The 20887-nt window shown below is 51.9% G+C and carries 13 protein-coding genes; 12 read left to right on the forward strand and 1 reads right to left on the reverse strand.

Annotated elements, in window-relative coordinates; translation table 11 throughout:
- Positions 1 to 78 precede the first annotated feature (78 nt).
- Positions 79 to 3492, reverse strand: a complete 3414-nt coding sequence (locus H7849_RS16700) for a TonB-dependent receptor (protein ID WP_186740832.1) — start codon at positions 3490 to 3492, stop codon at positions 79 to 81.
- Between the two features lie 476 nt (positions 3493 to 3968).
- Here H7849_RS16700 and H7849_RS16705 point away from each other — a divergent pair, with 476 nt between their 5' ends.
- From H7849_RS16705 to H7849_RS16760, 12 genes are all read left to right on the forward strand, one after another.
- Positions 3969 to 6470, forward strand: coding sequence for a TonB-dependent siderophore receptor (locus H7849_RS16705; protein ID WP_186740834.1), 2502 nt, complete (start codon positions 3969 to 3971; stop codon positions 6468 to 6470).
- A 64-nt stretch (positions 6471 to 6534) separates the two neighbouring features.
- The gene (locus H7849_RS16710) at positions 6535 to 7215 is read left to right on the forward strand and encodes a Fe2+-dependent dioxygenase (RefSeq protein WP_186740836.1); all 681 of its coding nucleotides are present in this window, start codon (positions 6535 to 6537) and stop codon (positions 7213 to 7215) included.
- A gap of 42 nt (positions 7216 to 7257) precedes the next feature.
- On the forward strand, positions 7258 to 7530 hold the full coding sequence (locus H7849_RS16715; protein WP_186740838.1) for a hypothetical protein: 273 nt from the start codon (positions 7258 to 7260) through the stop codon (positions 7528 to 7530).
- 167 nt (positions 7531 to 7697) lie between these two features.
- Positions 7698 to 9614, forward strand: a complete 1917-nt coding sequence (locus tag H7849_RS16720) for a CocE/NonD family hydrolase (RefSeq protein ID WP_222439672.1) — start codon at positions 7698 to 7700, stop codon at positions 9612 to 9614.
- 669 nt (positions 9615 to 10283) lie between these two features.
- The gene (locus H7849_RS16725; protein WP_186740841.1) at positions 10284 to 12236 is read left to right on the forward strand and encodes a polysaccharide biosynthesis protein; all 1953 of its coding nucleotides are present in this window, start codon (positions 10284 to 10286) and stop codon (positions 12234 to 12236) included.
- Between the two features lie 614 nt (positions 12237 to 12850).
- Entirely contained in the window at positions 12851 to 13786 is a 936-nt protein-coding gene (locus H7849_RS16730) for a polysaccharide biosynthesis/export family protein (protein ID WP_186740843.1), read from the forward strand.
- Between the two features lie 32 nt (positions 13787 to 13818).
- On the forward strand, positions 13819 to 16089 hold the full coding sequence (locus H7849_RS16735) for a GumC family protein (RefSeq protein ID WP_186740845.1): 2271 nt from the start codon (positions 13819 to 13821) through the stop codon (positions 16087 to 16089).
- A 104-nt stretch (positions 16090 to 16193) separates the two neighbouring features.
- Positions 16194 to 16931: a Rossmann-fold NAD(P)-binding domain-containing protein gene (locus H7849_RS16740; RefSeq protein WP_186740847.1), complete on the forward strand. Its 738-nt coding sequence runs from the start codon at positions 16194 to 16196 to the stop codon at positions 16929 to 16931.
- A 1-nt stretch (position 16932) separates the two neighbouring features.
- The gene (locus H7849_RS16745) at positions 16933 to 17952 is read left to right on the forward strand and encodes a Gfo/Idh/MocA family protein (protein WP_186740849.1); all 1020 of its coding nucleotides are present in this window, start codon (positions 16933 to 16935) and stop codon (positions 17950 to 17952) included.
- Positions 17953 to 17955: 3 nt separating this feature from the next.
- Positions 17956 to 18561: an acyltransferase gene (locus H7849_RS16750; protein ID WP_186740851.1), complete on the forward strand. Its 606-nt coding sequence runs from the start codon at positions 17956 to 17958 to the stop codon at positions 18559 to 18561.
- Between the two features lie 27 nt (positions 18562 to 18588).
- Positions 18589 to 19776 (forward strand): DegT/DnrJ/EryC1/StrS family aminotransferase, encoded by a 1188-nt coding sequence (locus H7849_RS16755; protein WP_186740853.1) that lies wholly within the window; start codon positions 18589 to 18591, stop codon positions 19774 to 19776.
- A 299-nt stretch (positions 19777 to 20075) separates the two neighbouring features.
- A complete protein-coding gene (locus H7849_RS16760) occupies positions 20076 to 20840 on the forward strand; it encodes an alpha-1,2-fucosyltransferase (protein ID WP_186740855.1) in 765 nt (254 codons plus the stop codon).
- Positions 20841 to 20887 lie beyond the last annotated feature (47 nt).

Raw genomic sequence — 20887 nt, forward strand, 5'->3', positions numbered from 1 at the left:
GCAGAAGAGCTTGTGCTGAAAGTAGAAGATGGCTCTACGGCAATACAGCACACTTGCGGCAGAGCCACATGAGCAAGATCAGAAGATGAACTTACCCGCGATCTGAACGATTCGCATGTTGCCTGTCGTACGTGTGATCTCGCCGAATGTATTGTTGGCCAGATCTCCGTCGGGATTTGCGAAGTGAGGAGTATTCAGTGTATTGAACGCCTCCAAACGCAGCTGGAGACGATAGCGCTCCGTAAACTGCAATTCCTTAAACAGCGATGAATCGAGATTGATGTTGCCCGGTCCGCGAACAATGTTTCTGGCTGCATTGCCAGGAGCGTTGGCATCGCAGGTCGGGCAGGTGAAACGCGCTGTGCTGAAAGCGTCTGTGTTGAAGTACTTCATCAGCGTCCGCTGGCTGCGGGGAATGTTTGGATCACTAACCTGATCCGGTCTGAGCCCTGGAAAAGCTGACGTCGGGTTGTTTACACGGACTACGTTGACCGGTAATCCCGACTGCATCACGTAGATCGAGTTAAGCTGCCACCCGCCGAGCAGCATGTTCGTCGTCCTTCCCCAGTTCGAGAAGAACTTCTGTCCGTGTCCAAACGGCAACCGGTAAAGCCCGCTGAAGACGAAGTTCTGGCGCACATCTGAATCCGACGATCCCCACTCCGCTGGCAGGTTGTAAGGATTCTGCGGCTCGTCGTTATTGATTTTGCCGAGATTGAACGGCGCAGGGCCATTGTCGAAACTGTGTCCGTAAGTATAGGAAAGCAGGAAGCTCAGATTATGCGACTCGCGCTTGGTGAATTTCACCTGCATGGAGTTGAAGTTCGCCGATCCGTAGTCACCCAAGTATTGAATCTTTCCGAGATAGGGCGTGATTTGGCCTTCGCTGCCGTCAGCATTCGCATTGACGTCCCCGATCTGGTACGACAGGTTGTGAGCAAGCGAACCGACATAGGCTACCTCAAGAGACAGATTTGTGCTCAGCTCTCGCTGTACGGCCATGTTGAATAGTTGCGAGACGCCAGTCTTGAGGTTTGGCCGCACGGCATAGGTCGTTTCAAGTTTTCCGTTGGCCAGCGTCGAGGGATCGATCTTGCCACTCGCGGGAGCATTGATGGTGATATCGCGAGCGACGCCCGTGTCCAGCACATATTCATAAGGCGGTCCGTCGTACCAATAGTTGGTGTAGACGGCTTGCTGCGCGAATGGATTATTCTGTGTCAGGAAATCTTCACGGCCATCATTCTCCGGTGAAAAGAACAACCCGTATCCGCCGCGAACCACTGTATTGTTATTGATCAGGTAGCTGAATCCAACTCGCGGCGCTATGTCATTCTTGCGCGCCACCATGAGCGATCGCGCATTGCCGCCCCGCCCTGCGAGCAGAATAAAGCCACTGGCCACGTCAACGTTCGATTCGTAGTTGTTGCTCTCAACGTAGGGGTCCTGGAATTCGTAGCGGAGGCCATAGTTTAAAGTAAGTTGCGGCGACACCTTAAAAGTGTCCTGAGCATACAGACCGAGGTTCCAGCTCTGCGTGTGGGGCTGGGTCAGCTGCAAACCGATATCAACTGTAAAGGGAAGGCCAAGCAGCAGATCGGCAACGTCTGATCCGCCGTTGTAGAAAAATGCCCCATTCTGGAAGTAGCTGTAGGTCGGGTCAGCCGTCTGCGAGAAACCAAAGCTTCCGTAATACTCAAAACCTGTCGGGAACAATGAAAAAACAGGACGCGAGCTCAAGCGGCGGAATTCTTCGCCGAACTTGAATTCGTGCCGTGCGACGGAACTCCAGGTAAAGTTGTCTGTGATCGCATAGTTGCTGTCCAGCACATGGTAGGGCTTATAGGTCGAGCCGCCCGCCAAATATCCTGTCCCCATAAAAATCTGCGGATAACCTACGGTCGCCTCATAGCCTGGCACCGCGATGTTCCCCACCCCGTACTTGGTGGAATAGTCCGTTCCGCTTAGCAGGCTGAACTGGTTTTGAGCATAGCGCGAATAGCCAAAGCGGAATTCATTGAGGGTTGTTGGACTGAAGATGTGCGTGTATGAGGCCGAGAGCGTCTGCGTCTCCAGGTCTTCCTTGTTTCCCTGATCTGCATCGCCCCCGCCCGGGACTACAGTCGCACCGTTGTAGGGATCGGTCACAAGCTGATTTTGATTGAGGTAGTGGTACGTTAGATACAGGCGATCCTTCGAAGATATTTCCTGATCATAGCGAGCATCGACCTGGTTCTGATCGGTGGTAACCGGGGAGTCGACAAAGTAGTTGTTATACCAGCCGTTGCTGGTTCCGGGAAGATTCGGCCTGGCAAAGAAGTCGAGCAGTGTACTCTTACCAGCCGGGCTCACACGCGACGCAGGAATGATGTTGCCGGGGAACTGCTGCGAGCATCCGCCATAACAGGCAAAAGAAACACTTGGATCGAAGATCGGAATCTTGATGCCGGCAGGAACTCCCTTCGTCCCTGCATTCGGATCGACCATCTGCGACAGATCAACAGACCCATCTGGCAAGAAGTTGATCTGGTTGGTCGGCGGTGTTGAGTCCAGATACGTGTAAGCATTGCTCAGCTTCGTCCTCTCATACGATCCGAAGAAGAAGGCTTTGTTGTGTACGATCGGGCCACCCAGTGTTCCGCCATAGTTGTGCTGCTTCAGGATCGAAGGAGGTACAGTTGCGCCGGAGAATCCATAAGGGCGCGCTGCCGTGAAATTCGGCCGGAAGAATTCATACGCAACGCCATGGAATTGGTTTGTGCCAGCTTTGGTCTGGATGGAGACGACGCCGCCAGCTGAGCTGCCGAATTCTGCGTTATAGGCCGAAGTGGAAACCTTGAACTCCTGCACCGAATCCACGCTGGGAATGACCGTAACGTCCTGCGTACGATTGGTCGTCGATTCGACGCCGTCAATTTTGATCGAGTTCCCGTATTCACGATTGCCATTCACGGATAGAGCGAAGGAATTGATGCTGCCACCCACGGAAACCACCCCGGGCACCAGCAGTGGGAGGGCGAAGAAATTGCGTCCCTGCAGCGGCAGGTCCGTGATGTCCTGCGTCTCCATGACGGCACCGGTCTCGGAACTTTGCGTCTGCAGCATCGTCGGTGCCTGAGTAACAACGACGGTTGTATCCACGGCACCGGCTCTCAGCCTGAAGTTCAGTAGCAGTTTCTGGTCAATTACGATGTTGGCGTTGAGCGCTACACCCGTCTCGAATCCCGGGGCGGAGGCGGTCACTTTGTACATCCCCGGCGTGACGTTCAATACGACGTAGATGCCCACGCCGTCTGTTCTTCCGGTGAAAGTGATGCCTTTATTGATATCGGTGGCGGTAATCGAGACGTTCGGAACAACTGCGCCAGTCGCATCCGTTACCTGGCCAGTAATGGATCCCGTTGTAGCCTGAGCTCTGCCCTTAGGAGAGAAGGCAAGGAAAAGGCACACAACAGTGCACAGGGCCGGTAGGCTTTTTAGATACTTCGTCATATTTGGCACTCCTGAAAGAACTTCAGCTAGCAGAGAATCGTTTTTCTAGATTTGTACGACCCGAGTAAACGATTTCTCAAACGTTTTCTAAATTAGGCGGCGCCATCCAGAGTTGTCAAGTATGCGGTTCCTCTCTCGCTAACGCAGCTCCGAGCGATTCGATCGCAAATAAAAATTGCGCTTCTCGTTCACCTTTTTTTCACACAGCTTTTGTAACTAAGACTGAAGTTGTCGTATATTTAACAGGACCAAAGTTGTCCTATATTGCAAGCTGCTCAAAGGGCAGCGTTTGGCTGGTTACGTAAATTTGGGCCTGAGAGAGCCAGACATAGCAAGTCCCCGCGGTTGTATCTCTTGGCGGAGAAACCGCGAGGACCTGTGACCCAGCGATTACACTGCGGGCTGTTTTTCATCATAAGTTCCGCTGACGAACAACTTCAACCACTGGCCTACGGGCCAGTTTTGAGGAGAGCCACATGAGCAGAAAGCAGCGGAAACTCGCCAAGCATCGCGCCTGGCTTGCCCTGGGAACAATGACAGCCTATGCAGCTATCAGCGCCAGCGGTAGAGCTCAGACACCCTATCCCCAGAACTCTTCTTCGAAGAACACCAACGCGGCCTCGGCGCAATTTCCCGCTCAGCAGTTTGATATACACGCCGGCCCACTTGATGTCGTCCTGGCCCAGTTCATCAAGGCAACTGGAATCTCATTGACGTACAGCATCCCCGCCGATACGATCCCCGGCTTTCATTCCGCGGGTGTTTCGGGGTTATATCCAGCACCGCAGGCTCTTGAACTACTGCTCGCGAACACTGGCCTGAGCTACTCATTTGGTGGTCAAAACACGATCATCATCGGCTTGCAGCACGCCGATACCGTAAGTGTTTCGGGCAGTATCGCTGACAGCGTCGCGCTCGACAGAATACCCACGCCGCTCATTGATACCGCGCAGTCCATCACAGCCATCCCGAAAGATGTGCTTGCTCAACAGGCAGCGACTACCCTCCGCGATGCGCTCCGCAACGCGCCCGGCATCAGCCTGGCAGCAGGTGAAGGCGGCTCACAGGGCGACAACCTTACGATTCGTGGATTTACAGCGCGCAACGACATTTTCCTGGATGGCATGCGCGATTTCGGCAGCTACTATCGCGATCCCTTTAACTATGACCAGATCAACGTGCTCGAAGGCCCGGCAGGCGTTCAATTTGGACGCGGTTCTACCGGCGGCGTGGTCAACCAGGAAAGCAAAACTCCACAGCTTCGTCCCTTCATCAATCTGGATGGAGCCTTTGGCACTGATCTTACGCGCCGCTTCACGGCCGACATCAATGAGCCGCTCCCGGACTTCGCCCACGGCTCGGCCGTCCGCCTTAACATCATGGGGCACGAATCCAACGTGGCCGAGCGCGATGTGACGGAAAACCGCCGCTTCGGCTTCGCGCCGACTTTTGCCTTCGGCCTCCAGTCGCCCACGCGCCTTATGCTGGACTACTTCCATTTTTCCGAGAACGACATTCCCGACTATGGTATTCCGTGGTACTTCAACACTGTAGCACCCGTTGCGCGGCATAACTACTATGGTTTCCGCGACGCCAACTTCCTGAAGACCGACGTCGACATGGCAACGCTTAAGGGTGAGCATGATCTCGCGGAAGACACGCTCCTGCGCGATCAGTTCCGCTACGCCAACTACATGCGCAAGGCACAGATCACCGAGCCGCAATTGAACACCGCGACGAGCGGCTCCATCACGCCATTGACGCCACTCGAGCAGGTTCAGGTCAACCGTAATCAGATCGCCGTTGACAGCACGGAGAGTTTCCTGTGGGACCAGGCGGATGTAACGCTCAATAAGAGCCTTCTGGGTATGAAGCATCTCGGAGTTGTCGGCATTGAGGGCGGACGCGAGACCTCTGACCCTGTGCGGCCCACCTTCTATGCGCCGCAGCTTGTCAACGGCAAAGTACTCAGCATCAACACGGTGCCCACAGCAAGCCTGCTCAATCCGAATGAGAACCAGACCTTCAGCGGAACATCGCAACCCAGTTCGAATGTGCATACTACTTCCACCAGTGTCGGTGTCTACGTACTCGATACGATTGAGATCGGCAAGCGCTGGATCGTCAGTGGCGGAGGACGCTGGGACCGCTTCAACACCGACTACAAGGCTGCAAACTGGGCTTACCCTGCGCCGAGACAGACGACGGTTACGAATTCTCAGTTCAATCGCGTGGATGAGAAGCCCACATGGCGCGGGGCCCTTGTGTTCAAGCCCGCATCGAATGGGAGCCTCTACTTCGCTTACGGCACATCGTTCAATCCATCTGCAGAAACGCTGTCTCTCAGCCAGGGAACGGCAAATCTGCCGCCCGAAGAGAACCAGACATACGAATTCGGCAGCAAATGGGATCTGAGGGGCGGCAGGCTCGCGCTGCGCGCTTCGCTCTTCCGCACCGACAAGGAAAATGCGCGCGAAGTCTCGCCCACCAATTCCCTGCTCTACGTGCTTGCCGGCAACCAGCGAGTCGACGGCGCAGAAGCGGTGGTGCAGGGCCACCTCACCAGCCGTTGGGAACTGCTCTCGAGCTACACCTACATGCACAGCGAAGTGGTGAAGTCGCAATTCTATCCTGCGGCGGTTGGCTATCCGCTCGCGAACGTTCCCGCAAACCTCTTCAATTTGTGGACCGAGTATCGGCTACCACGCGGATTTGAAGTTGGCGGGGGCGGCAACTACGTTGACAGCCGCACTGCCAGCTCCACCGTGCCGCTTGATCCTACAACCGGCCTGATCAAGCAGGTTCCGAGCTACATCGTTTTCAATGCAATGGCGACGTACGAAATCAACGAGCGCATCCAGTTGCAGGCAAATGTCTACAACGTCGGCAACAGGAACTATATCGACGAGATTCATCCTGCTCATATCGTTCCCGGGGCGGGCACTTCCGCGCTCTTCGGCATGAAATTCAATTTCTAAACAACATGACGGCAGTCCAACCTGAGTGGAATCAGGGCGGGCTGCGCTTCAACAGAGGTAAGCCATGCTACTCACGGTTCCCGATGTCCTCACACCCGAACAGGTTTCCCATGCACGCGAGAAATTTTCTGCCGCAGAATGGATTGATGGCCGCGTTACAGCTGGCCATCAATCGGCTCTGACGAAGGACAATGTGCAATTGCCTGAGGACTCGCCTGTTGCGCGAGAGATTGGAGACGTCATTCTGAATGCGCTCGCGAGGAACAGCCTGTTCATCTCGGCGGCTCTTCCCTTGCGTGTCTTTCCGCCATTGTTCAATCGCTATTCCGGAGGCCAATCCTTTGGCACCCATGTCGACAACGCGATCCGGCAAATCACCGGCACGGGCCACCGTATTCGCACTGACCTTTCCGCGACACTCTTCTTTACCAACCCCGACGAATACGACGGCGGCGAACTTGTGGTCGAAGACACGTATGGCATTCACACGGTTAAGCTGCCAGCGGGACACCTGGTTCTCTATCCGTCTACAAGCTTGCATCACGTTCGCCCGGTCACGCGCGGTGCGCGTACCTCTTCCTTCTTCTGGATTCAAAGCATGATCCGCGACGACGGCAAGCGCACTTTGCTTTTCGATCTCGACGTTGCCACGCAGCGGATTGCTACGGATGCGCCTTCGCATCCTTCCGCCGTGCAACTCACCGGCATCTATCACAACCTGCTGCGCCGCTGGGCGGAGATGTAGAGTGGCGCCTACTCCGCGCAGGCCCTGTTCTGGTTGCATCTCATGGCCGGCGTTATCGCCGGTACGGTCATTCTCTTTCTGTCTCTTACCGAGGCCTGTCTCGAGTATCAGCGACAAATGATTGCCTTCGCGGATCGCGCACAGCATGTTTCTGCGAATGGCATTCGTAGATCACTATCAGGCCTGCTTGAAAGCGTGCCCGCAATCCTGCAAAATGCATACGGCGACAAGCTGAAGATCTCGTGTGATCTGCGCAAGCAGTATGGCCCACAAAATCGGCTGTTGAATGGCTATTTCCGCACCCGGTTATCGTGAATCGTCCCATTGACAATTCATGGAGTAGAGATTCGCAGGAGATACGCCTGACCGGCAGTCGCTGGCTGCTATACTGCCCAACTATAGAAGCACAATGCTGCCAAAAACATCGACGCTTGCGGAGAACAGGCCTATTCTCCGGCTCCATCACAATGAGGAATGATCGAATGGCTTTGACCTGTCGCTTCGCCGCTGCTGCTCTGGTGTTTGCTCTCTGTTCGTTGCAATCGCATGCGCAGACAAACCCGATGACTCCGGATATTCCTTCAAAATTCACCCCGCCGGAGACAGACTACGACTACGTCAAGCGCGTGGAGATGGTTCCCATGCGCGATGGCGTAAAACTCTATACGGTCATCGTGATTCCCAAAGGAGCATCACATGCTCCCATTCTGCTGACGCGCACGCCCTACAACGCAGCGAGCCGCGCCGCCCGCAATGATTCGCCGCATATGCTCGACGAGTTGCCGCAGGGCGACGATGTTTTCATCAAGGCGGGTTACATTCGCGTGTTTCAGGATGTGCGCGGCAAATACGGCTCAGAAGGTGACTACGTCATGACTCCTCCGCCGCACGGACCGCTGAACCCCAACGGCCCGAATGACACAACGGACGCTTACGACACCATCGACTGGCTTGTGAAGAATCTGTCTGAGTCGAATGGCAAAGTGGGCATGCTTGGTTCCTCGTATGAGGGTTTCACCGTGGTCATGGCGCTGATCGATCCGCACCCAGCACTAAAGGTAGCCGCGCCTGAAAGCCCGATGATCGACGGCTGGATGGGGGATGACTGGTTTCACTACGGGGCTTTTCGTCAGGTGAATCTCGATTACTTTACTGAACAGACTTCTGTGCGCCGAGCTGGAGGCGCTATTCCGCGCGAAGGCTACGATGACTACACCAACTTCCTCCGCAAAGGCTCAGCCGGGGATTTCGCGCGCTATGGTGGCCTCGATCAGCTACCATACTGGCACAAGGTTGAGGAACACCCTGCGTACGATCCTTTCTGGCAGGGGCAGGCACTCGACAAGATCATGGCAAACTTGCCTTTAAAGGTACCAACCATGTGGCTGCAAGGCTTATGGGATCAGGAAGACATGTGGGGTGCGATTCACGCCTATGAAGCCGTCGAGCCGAAGGACACGAACAACGACAAGAATTATCTCGTGATGGGTCCGTGGCGTCATAGCCAGGTAAATTACGAGGGCTACACCCTTGGACCTCTGCGATGGGATGGCAATACGGCATTGCAATTCCGGCGTGATGTATTACTGCCGTTCTTCAACCAATATCTATTGGACGGCGCGCCCAAGGCAGATACTCCGCCGGTTTTTATCTACAACACCGGTGAGAATCATTGGGATCGGTTCAAGTCCTGGCCTTTAAGCTGTGATGCGAATTGCCCACACGCTTCCCAGCCGCTATATCTAACCGCAGGTGGCGGCCTGTCATTCCAGGCCCCGGACGGATCGTCGGCCAAATTTGACGAGTATGTTTCAGACCCTGCGAACCCCGTGCCTTACCGACCACGACCAGTCTTCGTCGGCGACGAGGACGCCTGGAGATATTGGCTCATAAATGATCAGCGCTTTGTGGATGGCCGGTCTGATGTGTTGACCTACGTGAGCGCTCCGCTGACGAAATCTCTGCGCCTGAGCGGCGCGCCCGAGGTGAATCTCTACGCTTCGACCAGCGGCAGCGACAGCGACTGGGTCGTCAAACTGATCGACGTCTATCCCGATATGGTGCCTTCACAACCGGGGATGGGCGGTTACGAATTGGCTATCTCGCTTGATATCTTTCGCGGCCGTTATCGTACAAGTTTCGAGCATCCAGCACCCATCACACCGGACAAACCGCTGCCCTACCGTTTTAGATTGCCCACAGTGAACCATGTCTTCGAACCGGGACACCGCATCATGGTGCAGGTGCAGTCGACCCTCTTTCCGCTGTATGACCGCAATCCGCAAACCTTTGTACAGAATATCTTTGACGCGAAACCCACAGACTATAAGAAGGCAACACAGCGCCTGTGGCATTCTCCGGAACAAGCCAGCTTTATCAACCTTCCAGTGGTCCCTTGAACCGGAAACTGCAGAATCGCTAATACGTAGACGACTGAGATGCTGGAAAAGTTCTCTGCAGATACAACCCTGAACGGGAGAATATCATCGCAACTTGCGGATTCAAAGGAGTTCATTGCCACGGAAGACGATGGGATGCGTCCGGATTTCGATTCCTCTTCAGGTGTTGAATTAGATCGACCTCCCTTAATGGGAGCGTCTGCGCAAACGGCGACGACGAGAGAATATGCATATGAACTCTCATGCTGGCCTGCTCGAGTATGATCAAGGAGCAGGAATAGTAGCGAAGCAACTGCGGGATATAATTGAGAGTCTTTAACTAAACTATGTGAAAGATAGTGTGCTGAAAAGCCTGCTACAGATAGCCCGGTACAATTTTTGATAAGCTCCAGCTTCGAGCTTATCTGAGTTTCATCAATTTGTGAACGATAGTGAGCTAAGATCATCAAAATGCCGATCTCAACATGACATGACATTACATTCATGTTGAATTTGCGAATTTTGCTATGCTCAATACGTACACTTCGTTGCTGTTTAGCTTTTAGATATCTTCACAAAAGAGCACCTTTCAAGCCGCTTAGTTAGCTCTGGTGGAAAACCGTTCGCCGCACATTGTTGAATACACGTGATTCATAAGCGGCCTTTTTATAAGAAGAAGCGAGTGACGAAATGACATTTAGTGGGGTGGCAAAGCTCATTAATATTGAGAGTCGACGCCTTGTGTTTTTAAGGACGAGTCGGCAAATTTCACGCAAGATCCCCTCATGGCTTTTACATCGTAATGTGCAAATGCTGCTAGATGGCACGGCCGCAATAGCCGCCCTGTGGATGGCATATTTGCTCCGTTTTGACTTCTCAATACCGCCGGCTCAGCACAGGGGGATGGCGCGATGGCTTATCATCATTGCTTTCGTCCGCCCCTGCGTCATATTGATCACGAATGGCTATAAGGCGACTTGGCGATTCTTTGCACTTCGGGATGCTGTACAGTTAGGGGCACGCTCGGCACTTGTTACCGCTGGATTATTGCTGTTTCGAGCGGCGGTTCACAATGGCGCCGCCGTTCCCTATTCTGTTCTTTTGTTCGAGTTGTTTTTATTCATGTGGCTCGCGTGTGGTCTTCGCACCTTCAGACGATATGGACATGAGATATTGAACCGGGTTGAAAGCGGCGCAAATGCACTCATCATTGGGAGCGACACCACTCTAGCCAGTGCTGTGCGGCATCTTCGGTGCTCAGGCAACATTAATATCTTAGGCCTTGTAACGGAGAATGAGCGTCTTGTTGGATTAAGGATCGATGGGATTTTGGTTCGCGGCCACATTACTTCCTTACCAAACCTCCTGGCCACCCATCCAATCGAGTTGGTAATAGTTGCAGGCGCTGACATACACGGCGCAGATGAAATTCTGCGAGTCGCTGCCCACTTTGGAGTGCAAGTTCGACTTCTGCCGTCATGGGGCGATTTGGTCAAAGGCAACGTGCAAGTGAGACGCGTCGTTGGCATCGATCAAATCTCACATGTGCGTCAGCGAAAATCGGCCAACACGGCGCACGCGGCGGTGGTTGATTGCTTTGCTGACCGCGTGGTGTTAATCACGGGCGCAGGCGGTTCGATTGGATCGGAGTTAGTCCGACAAGTAGCTGATTTGTCCGTGAAAAAGCTGATCGTGTTAGATCGCGATGAAAACTCTATTTTTGAGCTAATGAATGAGCTCAAGGGCAAGAGTAGGGATCAACTTACCATTCCGATCGTTAGCGATATCCGCGATCATTCTGCAATTCGTCATGCATTCGCAAAATTTAGTCCAGATATTGTCTTGCATGCTGCCGCATATAAGCATGTGCCGGTCATGGAAGACAACTGCTGCGAAGCTGTCCTAAACAATATATGCGGAACACGTGAGCTGGCAGACGCTGCAATCGATTTCGGTTGCGAGAAACTGGTAATGATTTCAACGGATAAGGCAGTGCGGCCCTCAAGTGTTATGGGTGCCTCGAAGCGTGCCGCAGAGATGTTGATTCAGCAACGAGCGATTAGAGGGATCGAGCATCGCCAGCATGGCACGCAATTTGCCTGCGTGCGATTTGGCAACGTGCTTGGGAGCCGCGGAAGTGTCGTTCCTATTTTCTTGCGCCAGATAGCGAATGGCGGTCCTGTGACGATTACCCATGAGGAAATGACGCGATATTTCATGACCATTCCGCAAGCCGTACAGCTGGTGCTGCAGGCGGCTACTCTAGCTTCAACTGGAGACGTCTACATGCTAGAAATGGGCGACCCCGTGAAAATTATTGAGTTCGCAAAAGAAATAATTGAGATGTCTGGATTGACTCCCGGAAGAGATATTGAGATCAAAGTAGTGGGAATGCGACCTGGCGAGAAAATTCACGAGCAGCTTTGGAATGAAGGCGCCGAAGTCGGCCCCACAACGTTTCCCCATGTATTTCGAGTTAAAGCCTCGCATGTGCCAACCGATTTTTCCGTGTTACTTCAGCAGCTTGAAAAGGCAGGGCGGGATCGGAAAAGCAACGAAGTCATTCAGGATCTGCTGCGTGAATTACCAATTGATTACCAAACGGGACCATATCATGACACTATGAAGCTGATGACGTCATGAAGATACGAAATTTATAGTATGTTCCCGCAATGCCAGCTATCTCCAATTAAAAGTAGTTTTAACCTCTGGCGAGGGGAATCCAGAGTGGCTCTCTGACAAGTTCAGCTTCAGACGGCCGCTGAACTAATTCGATCTACATGTAGGCCCGTCAAGTTCTTCTCAAGCTTATCGTTTTTAATTGCAGACTAATTCCCTGACCGGAGATTTTTTAATAGAGGAAGCGTTATTTCTTAGGCGAAAGACGTGAGTCGCTCATAACATTTATGGCTAATTTATGAGAATCCAAGCGATTATCCAGCTAACTGGAATGCGTAGCTGCGTTGGCGGGGATTGACTCAGAATTCGCTGTTTTGCGATATCGGTTGTTTGACTACTACTTCAATCAAATTTGCCTTCTACCATTGACCGGCACTCGCGATTGGATACTGCAATTCTTCCTATATCTGCCGGAGCCATATCGGATTTGACTGTGGACCCTGTAAAGACGGTGAATGCAGATTGAATCTGTATTCATTGCCTCATTTCGGGACAATAATTTAGGATTCATTTTGAATAAGGGGATTTCGCTCGTGGATCAACTGCAAGTCGCGCGAAAATCCTGGTGACCTAATTCGATGAGACTTTTCAAATTTTGCACATATGTATTACTCGCCGGCGTCCTTGCGACTGTTTCTCATCGTAGCTGGGCGCAAGTCAATTCGGTGAACGATTCTCAGCCCACAAAGGTGGCTGATCAGAGCGCGATCATCATTGGGCCAGGCGACTTGCTCGATCTCACAGTTTTTGATGTACCGGAATTGATATTAAAGGTGCGTGTCGACTCCACCGGCATCGTTAACCTGCCTTTAATTGGCGATTTGAAGTTTGCTGGGATGACAGTTCGCGAAGCCCAGCTCCTGATTGCCCGGAAACTCGTAGAACTGGAGATGGTGAAGAAGCCAGAAGTATCGCTGCTCATCGAAGAGTTTGCGACCCAGGGAACGACTGTTTCTGGCGAAGTCAATGCGCCTGGAATCTATCCCTTAATGGGTCCGCATCGGCTCTTCGACGCGATCTCGGCGGCGGGGGGATTAACTGTAAAGGCCGGCCGCGCTGTAACAATTATTCATGCTGGGCAAAAAGATCACCCCGAGATCATCACTCTTCCCGAAGGAACATCTTTTGAACAAGCAAACGTAACAATTTATCCTGGGGACACCATCGTTATTTCTAAAACGGGTGTGGTCTACGTTGTTGGAGAGGTGGCCAAGCCGGGTGCATTTCTCATGGAAAATAACACCTCCATGTCTTTTCTGAAGGCTATTGCGCTGGCGCAGGGTACCACCAAGCTTGCTTCCCAGAAGCACACACTGATCCTCAGAAAGACTTCCACTGGAACGCTGCAGTATGAAGTTCCACTGAACAAAATCTACCAGGGTGAGGCTCCGGATCTACAGCTACATGCCGAAGATATTGTGTTCGTTCCAACGAGCAATGTGAAGACTTATGGGGCGATCGGCCTGCAAGGTGCCATTTCGGCAGCGATTGCCTCGATATATGTTTTGCGATAACCATCTGAGATTCGCCAGTCGGAGAAGAATTTGTGAGTTTCTTGACTCAAAACAGACCAGCTAGTCGTACTTCGGGAGTGGTCTTTAACGCCCCCATCCCCGAGGGACCCGGCATTCCATCCGGACCTAGCGAAATCGGTCTCAGTGACCTTGTCAGAATTTTGCGTCGCCGTATTCGGATTATCATCGCTGCCGTTGTGATTGTATTTGTGCTCGGGTCACTATATTGCGTCGTTAAGACTCGCAGATACGAGGCTACTTCGGATTTAGCCATCTACCCCGAAGGATCTGATGCTTTGGATATGGGCGATATCACCGCCAGTATCGGGGGAGGGGGGCTTGATTTTGACGAAAAGCTTGAAACGCAAGTCCGTATTCTCAAGAGCAATAGCCTTGCGTGGACCGTCATCAGTCAGCTACGACTCGATAAGGAACCGACCTTTGCGGGCCGTCGCAAATACATTTTATTTGGGCCATATGTGACACCAGATGCGCCAGCACAGATAGATAAAACGAGTCCCGAGCGCCAGAATCAGCTATTGGGCAAGTTTCGCAAGTCGCTAACTGTGCAGAGTATCGCTCGTACTCAGGCAGTGGAGATCACCTTTCGCGATGCAAATCCAATCCTGGCTCGAGAAGTTGTCAATCGACTCTCCAGTGCCTATGCACAGCGCAATTTCGTAACTCGATTCAATAACACAATGAAGGCTTCCGACTGGTTGTCGGGTCAACTCGATCAACTTAAGTCCAGGGTGGAGGAGTCGCAGGTCAAACTGGCCAAATTCCAGAAAGAAACCGGCATTTTTGGTACGGACGAGAACGATAATTTGGTGCTTTCCAAACTTGACGATCTCAGCAAAGAGCTTACAGACGCAGAAGCTGATCGGATCGTAAAAGAAGCAAAGTACAGAGTCGCGCAGTCTGGCAATCCCGAACTCATTGGTACGATTGTCCCTGACAGCGTTTTGCCGGTGTTGCGCAGCCAGGAGGCGGACTTGAAAAATCAGCTCGCTCTGGCAAGCACTGAGTTTGGGCCTCACTATCCAAAGGTGATCCAATTGCAGAATCAGATGGCCCAACTAGAAAAGGCTCTCCACAAGGAAGTTGCGGACATTCAAGAACGCTTTCGCACAGATTACGAAGCATCGGCGGTTGCCGAGAAGCAACTGCGAGCTTCTTTTGACCAGCAAAAACAAAAAGCTTACGACATGAGTGAAGGGTTGAGCGAATATGGCATTTTGAAGCGCGAAGTGGAATCAGGCAGTGATCTTTATGAAGACCTGTTAAAGAAGTTAAAAGAAGCCGGTGTAGTTGCCAGCCTTAAGGCTGCCACGATTGACGTCATTGATCCGGCAACTCTACCCACAAGACCTGTAGAACCTAACATCCCTTTAACTCTTGCGTTAAGCATTTTTCTAGGTCTCGGTTCTGGAGTCGGACTTGCATTTCTAGCTGAAAATCTGGACAACACCATCCGTAGCACTGAAGATATCGAATTCTTAACGACGATTCCTGTCTTCGGATGGGTTCCCCACTTCAAGATGAATCAGAACTCACGGCTAAAGGGAGCTAGTTCAAATATGAAGGCGCCATTCGAAACTGAGGGTGTCGGTCCGATTGTGCTCTTGCGACCAAACTCGCAGGTTTCTGAAGCGTTCCGTTCGCTGCGGACCGCACTCTTGCTTACCTCCGCTAGAATGCCGCCCAAGACAATCTTAATCACGAGCGCGCTCCCCGGAGACGGGAAGACAACTGTGACGGTGAACCTTGCCTCAGTCCTTGCCCAGCAAGGTGCCCGGGTCCTCCTAGTTGACGCTGATCTACGACGTGGTTTGATAGCAGAGCAACTGAATATCCCCCAGAATTTTGGGTTGAGCGGCTCCCTTGCGGGTGCAGGGATTTGGCGTGATGCCGTTGCAAACCTGCCCGAGGCTCCTCACCTCGATATTCTTCAGTCGGGGCTGCGTCCACCGAATTCAGCGGACCTGCTAGGGTCAAGCAAGATGCACGAGCTCCTAGAAGATTGGCGTGCAGAATATGATCACGTGATCATTGATAGTTCTCCGTGTCTAGCGATTACGGATGGTGTTCTGGTAGCTCAGAAAACCGATACAGTTCTCTTAGTATCGAGGATTGGACATACTCCGCGTGCCAGCTTACGACGCGTGAGTGAGTTGCTCCAGTCCAGCAACGTACACGTTGCCGGCATCGTGATCAATGACGTTGGTATGGCCGACGACTATTACGGATACGCTTACTCAAAATATTCTGCTTATTACGCAGAAGATGAGAAGCCCAACTAGGGCATAGTAATAGGAACTCGCTTTGAGTGCTTTATTATGATTTAGTCGATTGCAGTTACATTTTCCTGCCTTAGATAAAGAAAACATACTTTGGAGTTATGCCTGTGTCTGATGAACTCGTGGTGGTGGTGGGCCTCGGAGAAGTAGGCAAGCCTTTGCTAAACCTTCTTAGCCGATCTCACGAATGTGTAGGCGTCGATATCCAGCCAGTTGAGATTGCGAGGCCGTGCTCGGTATTACATATTTGTATTCCATTTGGACGAAAAGATTTTGTAGAGATCACTTGCTCCTATGTTGCAAAGTATCGACCTCGGTATTGTGTTGTAAACAGCACGGTTGCTCCAGGGACGACAAGGGCTATAGCTAAGCGCAGCGGAGCTGCAGTTGCCTATAGTCCGGTGCGCGGCAAACACGCGAAGATGGAAGCTGACATGCTGCGTTACTGCAAGTTTGTCGGCGCCGATGACTTTCAAACGACTGAAGCAATTATTCAACATTTTGCGGCAGCTGGGTTCAGAACAGCTCGTTTCCGGAATGCGGAGATCGGAGAATTGGCTAAGTTGCTGGAAACAACATGGCTTGGTGTATTGGTCGGGTGGGCGCAGGAGGTTGAACGACTAGCTCAGGAGCGTGGAGCTACATACGATGAAGTGAATGCTTATATCGACGAGGTAGATTTCCTCCCTCATGTTTTCCCTGGGCTCATTGGTGGTCATTGTGTCATGCCAAATATTGATATCCTCCGGTCACAGGTGAATTCAGAATTTCTCGATGCTATCGTCCGGAGCAATGCGCTAAAGGCTGAAAGCCTGAAGACTTTGGCTGTGACAACGGAGGCGTAGCATGACCAAGATCGCATTAGCCGGATTGGGATATTGGGGACCGAACCTCGCACGTGTATTGAACCAATCGCAGACGTGCGACTTTGTAGCTGCCTGTGACGTGAATCGGATAAGTCTTGAGAAGATCACTACGCAATATCCCTTTCTTAAGGGATATCGCGACTTCAATGAACTCATCTCGAGTGATGTAGACGCCGTCGTGATTGCCACGCCGATTTCAACCCACTATGACTTGGCTAAGCGTGCATTGCTTGCTGGGAAACATGTTTTTGTAGAAAAACCGTTGGCTCATCGAGCTGATCTTGCCCGTGAGCTAGTTGAGCTGGCAGCTGACCGGCAAAAGACTTTATTTACTGGTCACACTTTCATTTACAGTCCACCAGTTATCAAAATCAAAGAACTCATTGATAGCGGTGAGATCGGAGATGTTCACTACATCAGCCTGTCCCGCGTTAACTTAGGACTTTATCAGAAAGATGTAGATGTGGTCTGGGATCTCGCCGTTCACGATATTTCTATCTTGTTGTATTGGCTGGGAGAAATGCCCGTTAACGGAGCCTCTTTTGGTCGCGCATGCGTGCAGCATGACAAGCGCGATGTTGCGTTTTTATGGCTTGAGTTCCCCAGCGGAGTCGTGGCTTCGAATGAAATCAGCTGGCTATCTCCCCAGAAAATGCGTCGCACATGTGTAGTGGGGTCCAAGCGCATGATCGTCTATGACGACATGGATTTAGCAGAGAAAGTAAAGATTTATGACAGCGGCGTCGATTTTTGCCAGCCACAGACTTTTGGCGAATTTCAGCTGACCTATCGCATCGGCGATATGCACGCTCCCTATCTCGGCAATGCCGAACCACTATTAAAAGAGATAGAGCATTTTGTTCACTGTTTTACGACGGGGGAACGATCGATCACTTCTGGCGAATTTGGAGCTCAAGTAGTGGAAGTCCTTGAACTCGTTGATCGCTCTCACTTGAACACTCCGCAACCGGCCATTGCCGGTATCCGGATGGGATTTTAAACGATGGCGCAGCAAACCGCCGCGGAGGCAGGATTTTTCGCGCATCCGAAGGCTCTCATTGATACCGACCAAATTGGCGATCGCACGCGCGTATGGGCATTTGCACATGTCACGCATGGCGCGCAGGTCGGTTCAGACTGCAACATCGGCGAGCATGTTTTTATCGAGGGTGGAGCGTCAATTGGCAATAACGTTACAGTCAAAAACGGCGTCTCGGTGTGGGCGCGTGTAACCGTAGAAGATAATTGCTTTCTGGGCCCATATTGTGTATTCACCAATGACATGAATCCACGAGCCTATATCAAGAAGGGGCCGGAGAGCCTGGTACCCACACTTGTCAAGGCGAATTCAAGCATCGGAGCCAACGCAACAATTGTCTGTGGTCGTACGATTGGGCGATTCGCGTTCATCGGCGCAGGTGCTGTCGTGACTCATGACGTACAGGACTATTCTATGGTTGTTGGGAACCCTGCACGTCCGATCGGCTGGATGTGCGAATGCGCAGAGAAGCTTCCGATGCGGGCCACATCTGAAGTTGGTGCGATTTGTAGCTGTCAACATTGCGGCGCAGTTTTTGAGCGCGTGGCGTCAGGCCTAGCTAAAAGGTAGACCATCCTGCGGGAAGAAGGGAGTTTAATGCGTAATCCAGTAATCCGGGTTCCATTTGTAGACTTGAAGGCTCAATACGCCGGGCTCCGCGAAGAAATGAATAAAGCAGTTCAAAATGTGCTCGATTCGGGACATTTTGTAGGAGGCCCTGTTCTTGAGAAGTTTGAGCGGGAATTTGCGGAGTTTGTAGGTGCCAATTATTGCGTTGGTGTGGCCAATGGGACTGACGCTATAACTCTAGCGGCGAGGGTCGCGGATTTGGGCCGCGGTGATGAGGTGCTCGTTCCGGCAAACAGTTTCTTTGCCACTGCAGAAGCTATTAGCAATGCAGGAGCTACTCCAGTTTTTGTTGACGTTGATCCTACGACTTTTCACATGGATCCAGCACTCGCCGAGGAGGCGATCACCAGTCGTACGGCGGCGATTGTTCCGGTACACCTGTATGGCCGTGCAATGAATCTGGAGCCGTTTGAGGCTCTAGCCGCAAAGTATAACCTGCTGATAATTGAAGATTGTGCGCAGGCACATGGCGCCTCGATTGGCAGCACAAGAATTGGCTCTTCGGGGCGTCTGACTTGTTACAGCTTCTATCCCGGCAAGAACTTGGGTGCGTATGGAGACGGTGGAGCAATAACTACGAGCGATCCTCATCTGACGAAACAACTTCGAATTTTGCGCGAGCATGGCAGCCCCGCAAAGTACGAACACAGTGTGGTCGGATGGAACTCCAGACTCGATGCTCTTCAGGCAACGGTACTATCAGTTAAGCTGCCGCACATGACCAAATGGAACAGCGCCCGGCGCGATCATGCAAAAAGGCTTGTAGGTGCTCTTACTGGTTCCCCAATTATCCCGCCTGTGATTCCGGAAGGGGATGAACATGTGTTTCACCTGTTTGTAGTTCGCTGCTCCTGCCGTAATGAACTAAAGCAGTTTCTTGAGCAAAAGGGAATTCAGACGGGTATTCATTATCCCGTTCCCTTACACCTCACCGGTGCATACCAAGCGTTGGATGCCCCAGGGCCGCGTTCCAAACCCGTTACAGAAGGTCTCGCGAGTGAAATTCTATCTTTGCCGATGTATCCTGAGCTCTCTGAAGAGCAAATAAGCGATGTCATCTCTGCTCTTCAAGAATTTATTCATCTGTTTAGGCCTACGACACCAAGAGATTTCATGACTGAACCTGCTTCCCAAACAATCTCTTACAACATTTAAGAATAGCTGTTGTTAGAAATTCCCTAATACGCCCGTTAGCCATCGTAGCTTTAACAAGCTAGTAAATAAAAGCGGATAAACGGCGTCGTATTGCTTCTAAAGAGATATTTGAGGATTCAATAATGACCCAAGATCCAGGGGATGGAAGGCTTTTTGGATATGCCCTTCCAGGGCGCTACGGACTAGGACACAGTCTTCTCGCATGGGCGCGATGCTTCCTTTGGTGCAAGGACAACCAAGTTCCTATGCTAGCCCCCCGCTGGTTCTACCTCCGAGTCGGTCCTTACCTCCGTCGCGAAATGGATAAGCGTTCGTATCATAAATTGTTCCGAACCGATGCTTATATTCACGGCAGCTATCGGACATGGTTATTAGCTACTGCTAAACGATTCAAGGCGCATCAGGAATCGGAAGCCAAGCTAGAACGAGGAGCAAGAATCCTTGTTTTTGAGAATGAAGCAGCCAATAATACAAGATTCTTCCAATCCATCTCTGGAAGACCGGAAGAGGTGCATTTAGAACTCCTTCGAATTGCACGGCCTGATCACATCCCCCCTGTGAATCCGCATAAGTCGTTTATCGGAATCCATGTCCGAACGGGTGACTTCACTCGTGTTACTGATCCTGATGCACTGCGCACAATGCGCAATGTCCAGTTGCCCATTGAATGGTATCGAAGCATTCTCCTTTCAATTCGGAAGCAAATCGGCGGCGACGTGGATGCGAGGGTGTTTTCGGATGGCTCAGCGGAATTGCTGCGTCCCTTATTAGACCTACCAAATGTATCGTTGGAGGAACCTTATTCCGCCCTGCGTGACATGCTTGAACTTTCGAAGGCTTCAACCTTAATTTCTTCGGGCTCAGGTTTCAGTATGTGGGCTGCTTATCTCCGCCAGGTTCCACGGATATGTTTTCCCAACCAGCGACGAGAGTATGTAGTGACATCTTCGTCTACGATTGATCTTGAGCCAGAATGCGAAACCGGCAATGACATTCCGAGCCACTTTATCGCATACATTGCAGATGGTTTCCGCCATTTGGGTGAGGTTAAACAATTTTCGTGAAGCGATCGCTTTCGCGACTCATAGATCGAGCATTGCCACGCGGCGGG

It is taken from the genome of Alloacidobacterium dinghuense (assembly GCF_014274465.1).
Classification (GTDB): domain Bacteria; phylum Acidobacteriota; class Terriglobia; order Terriglobales; family Acidobacteriaceae; genus Alloacidobacterium; species Alloacidobacterium dinghuense.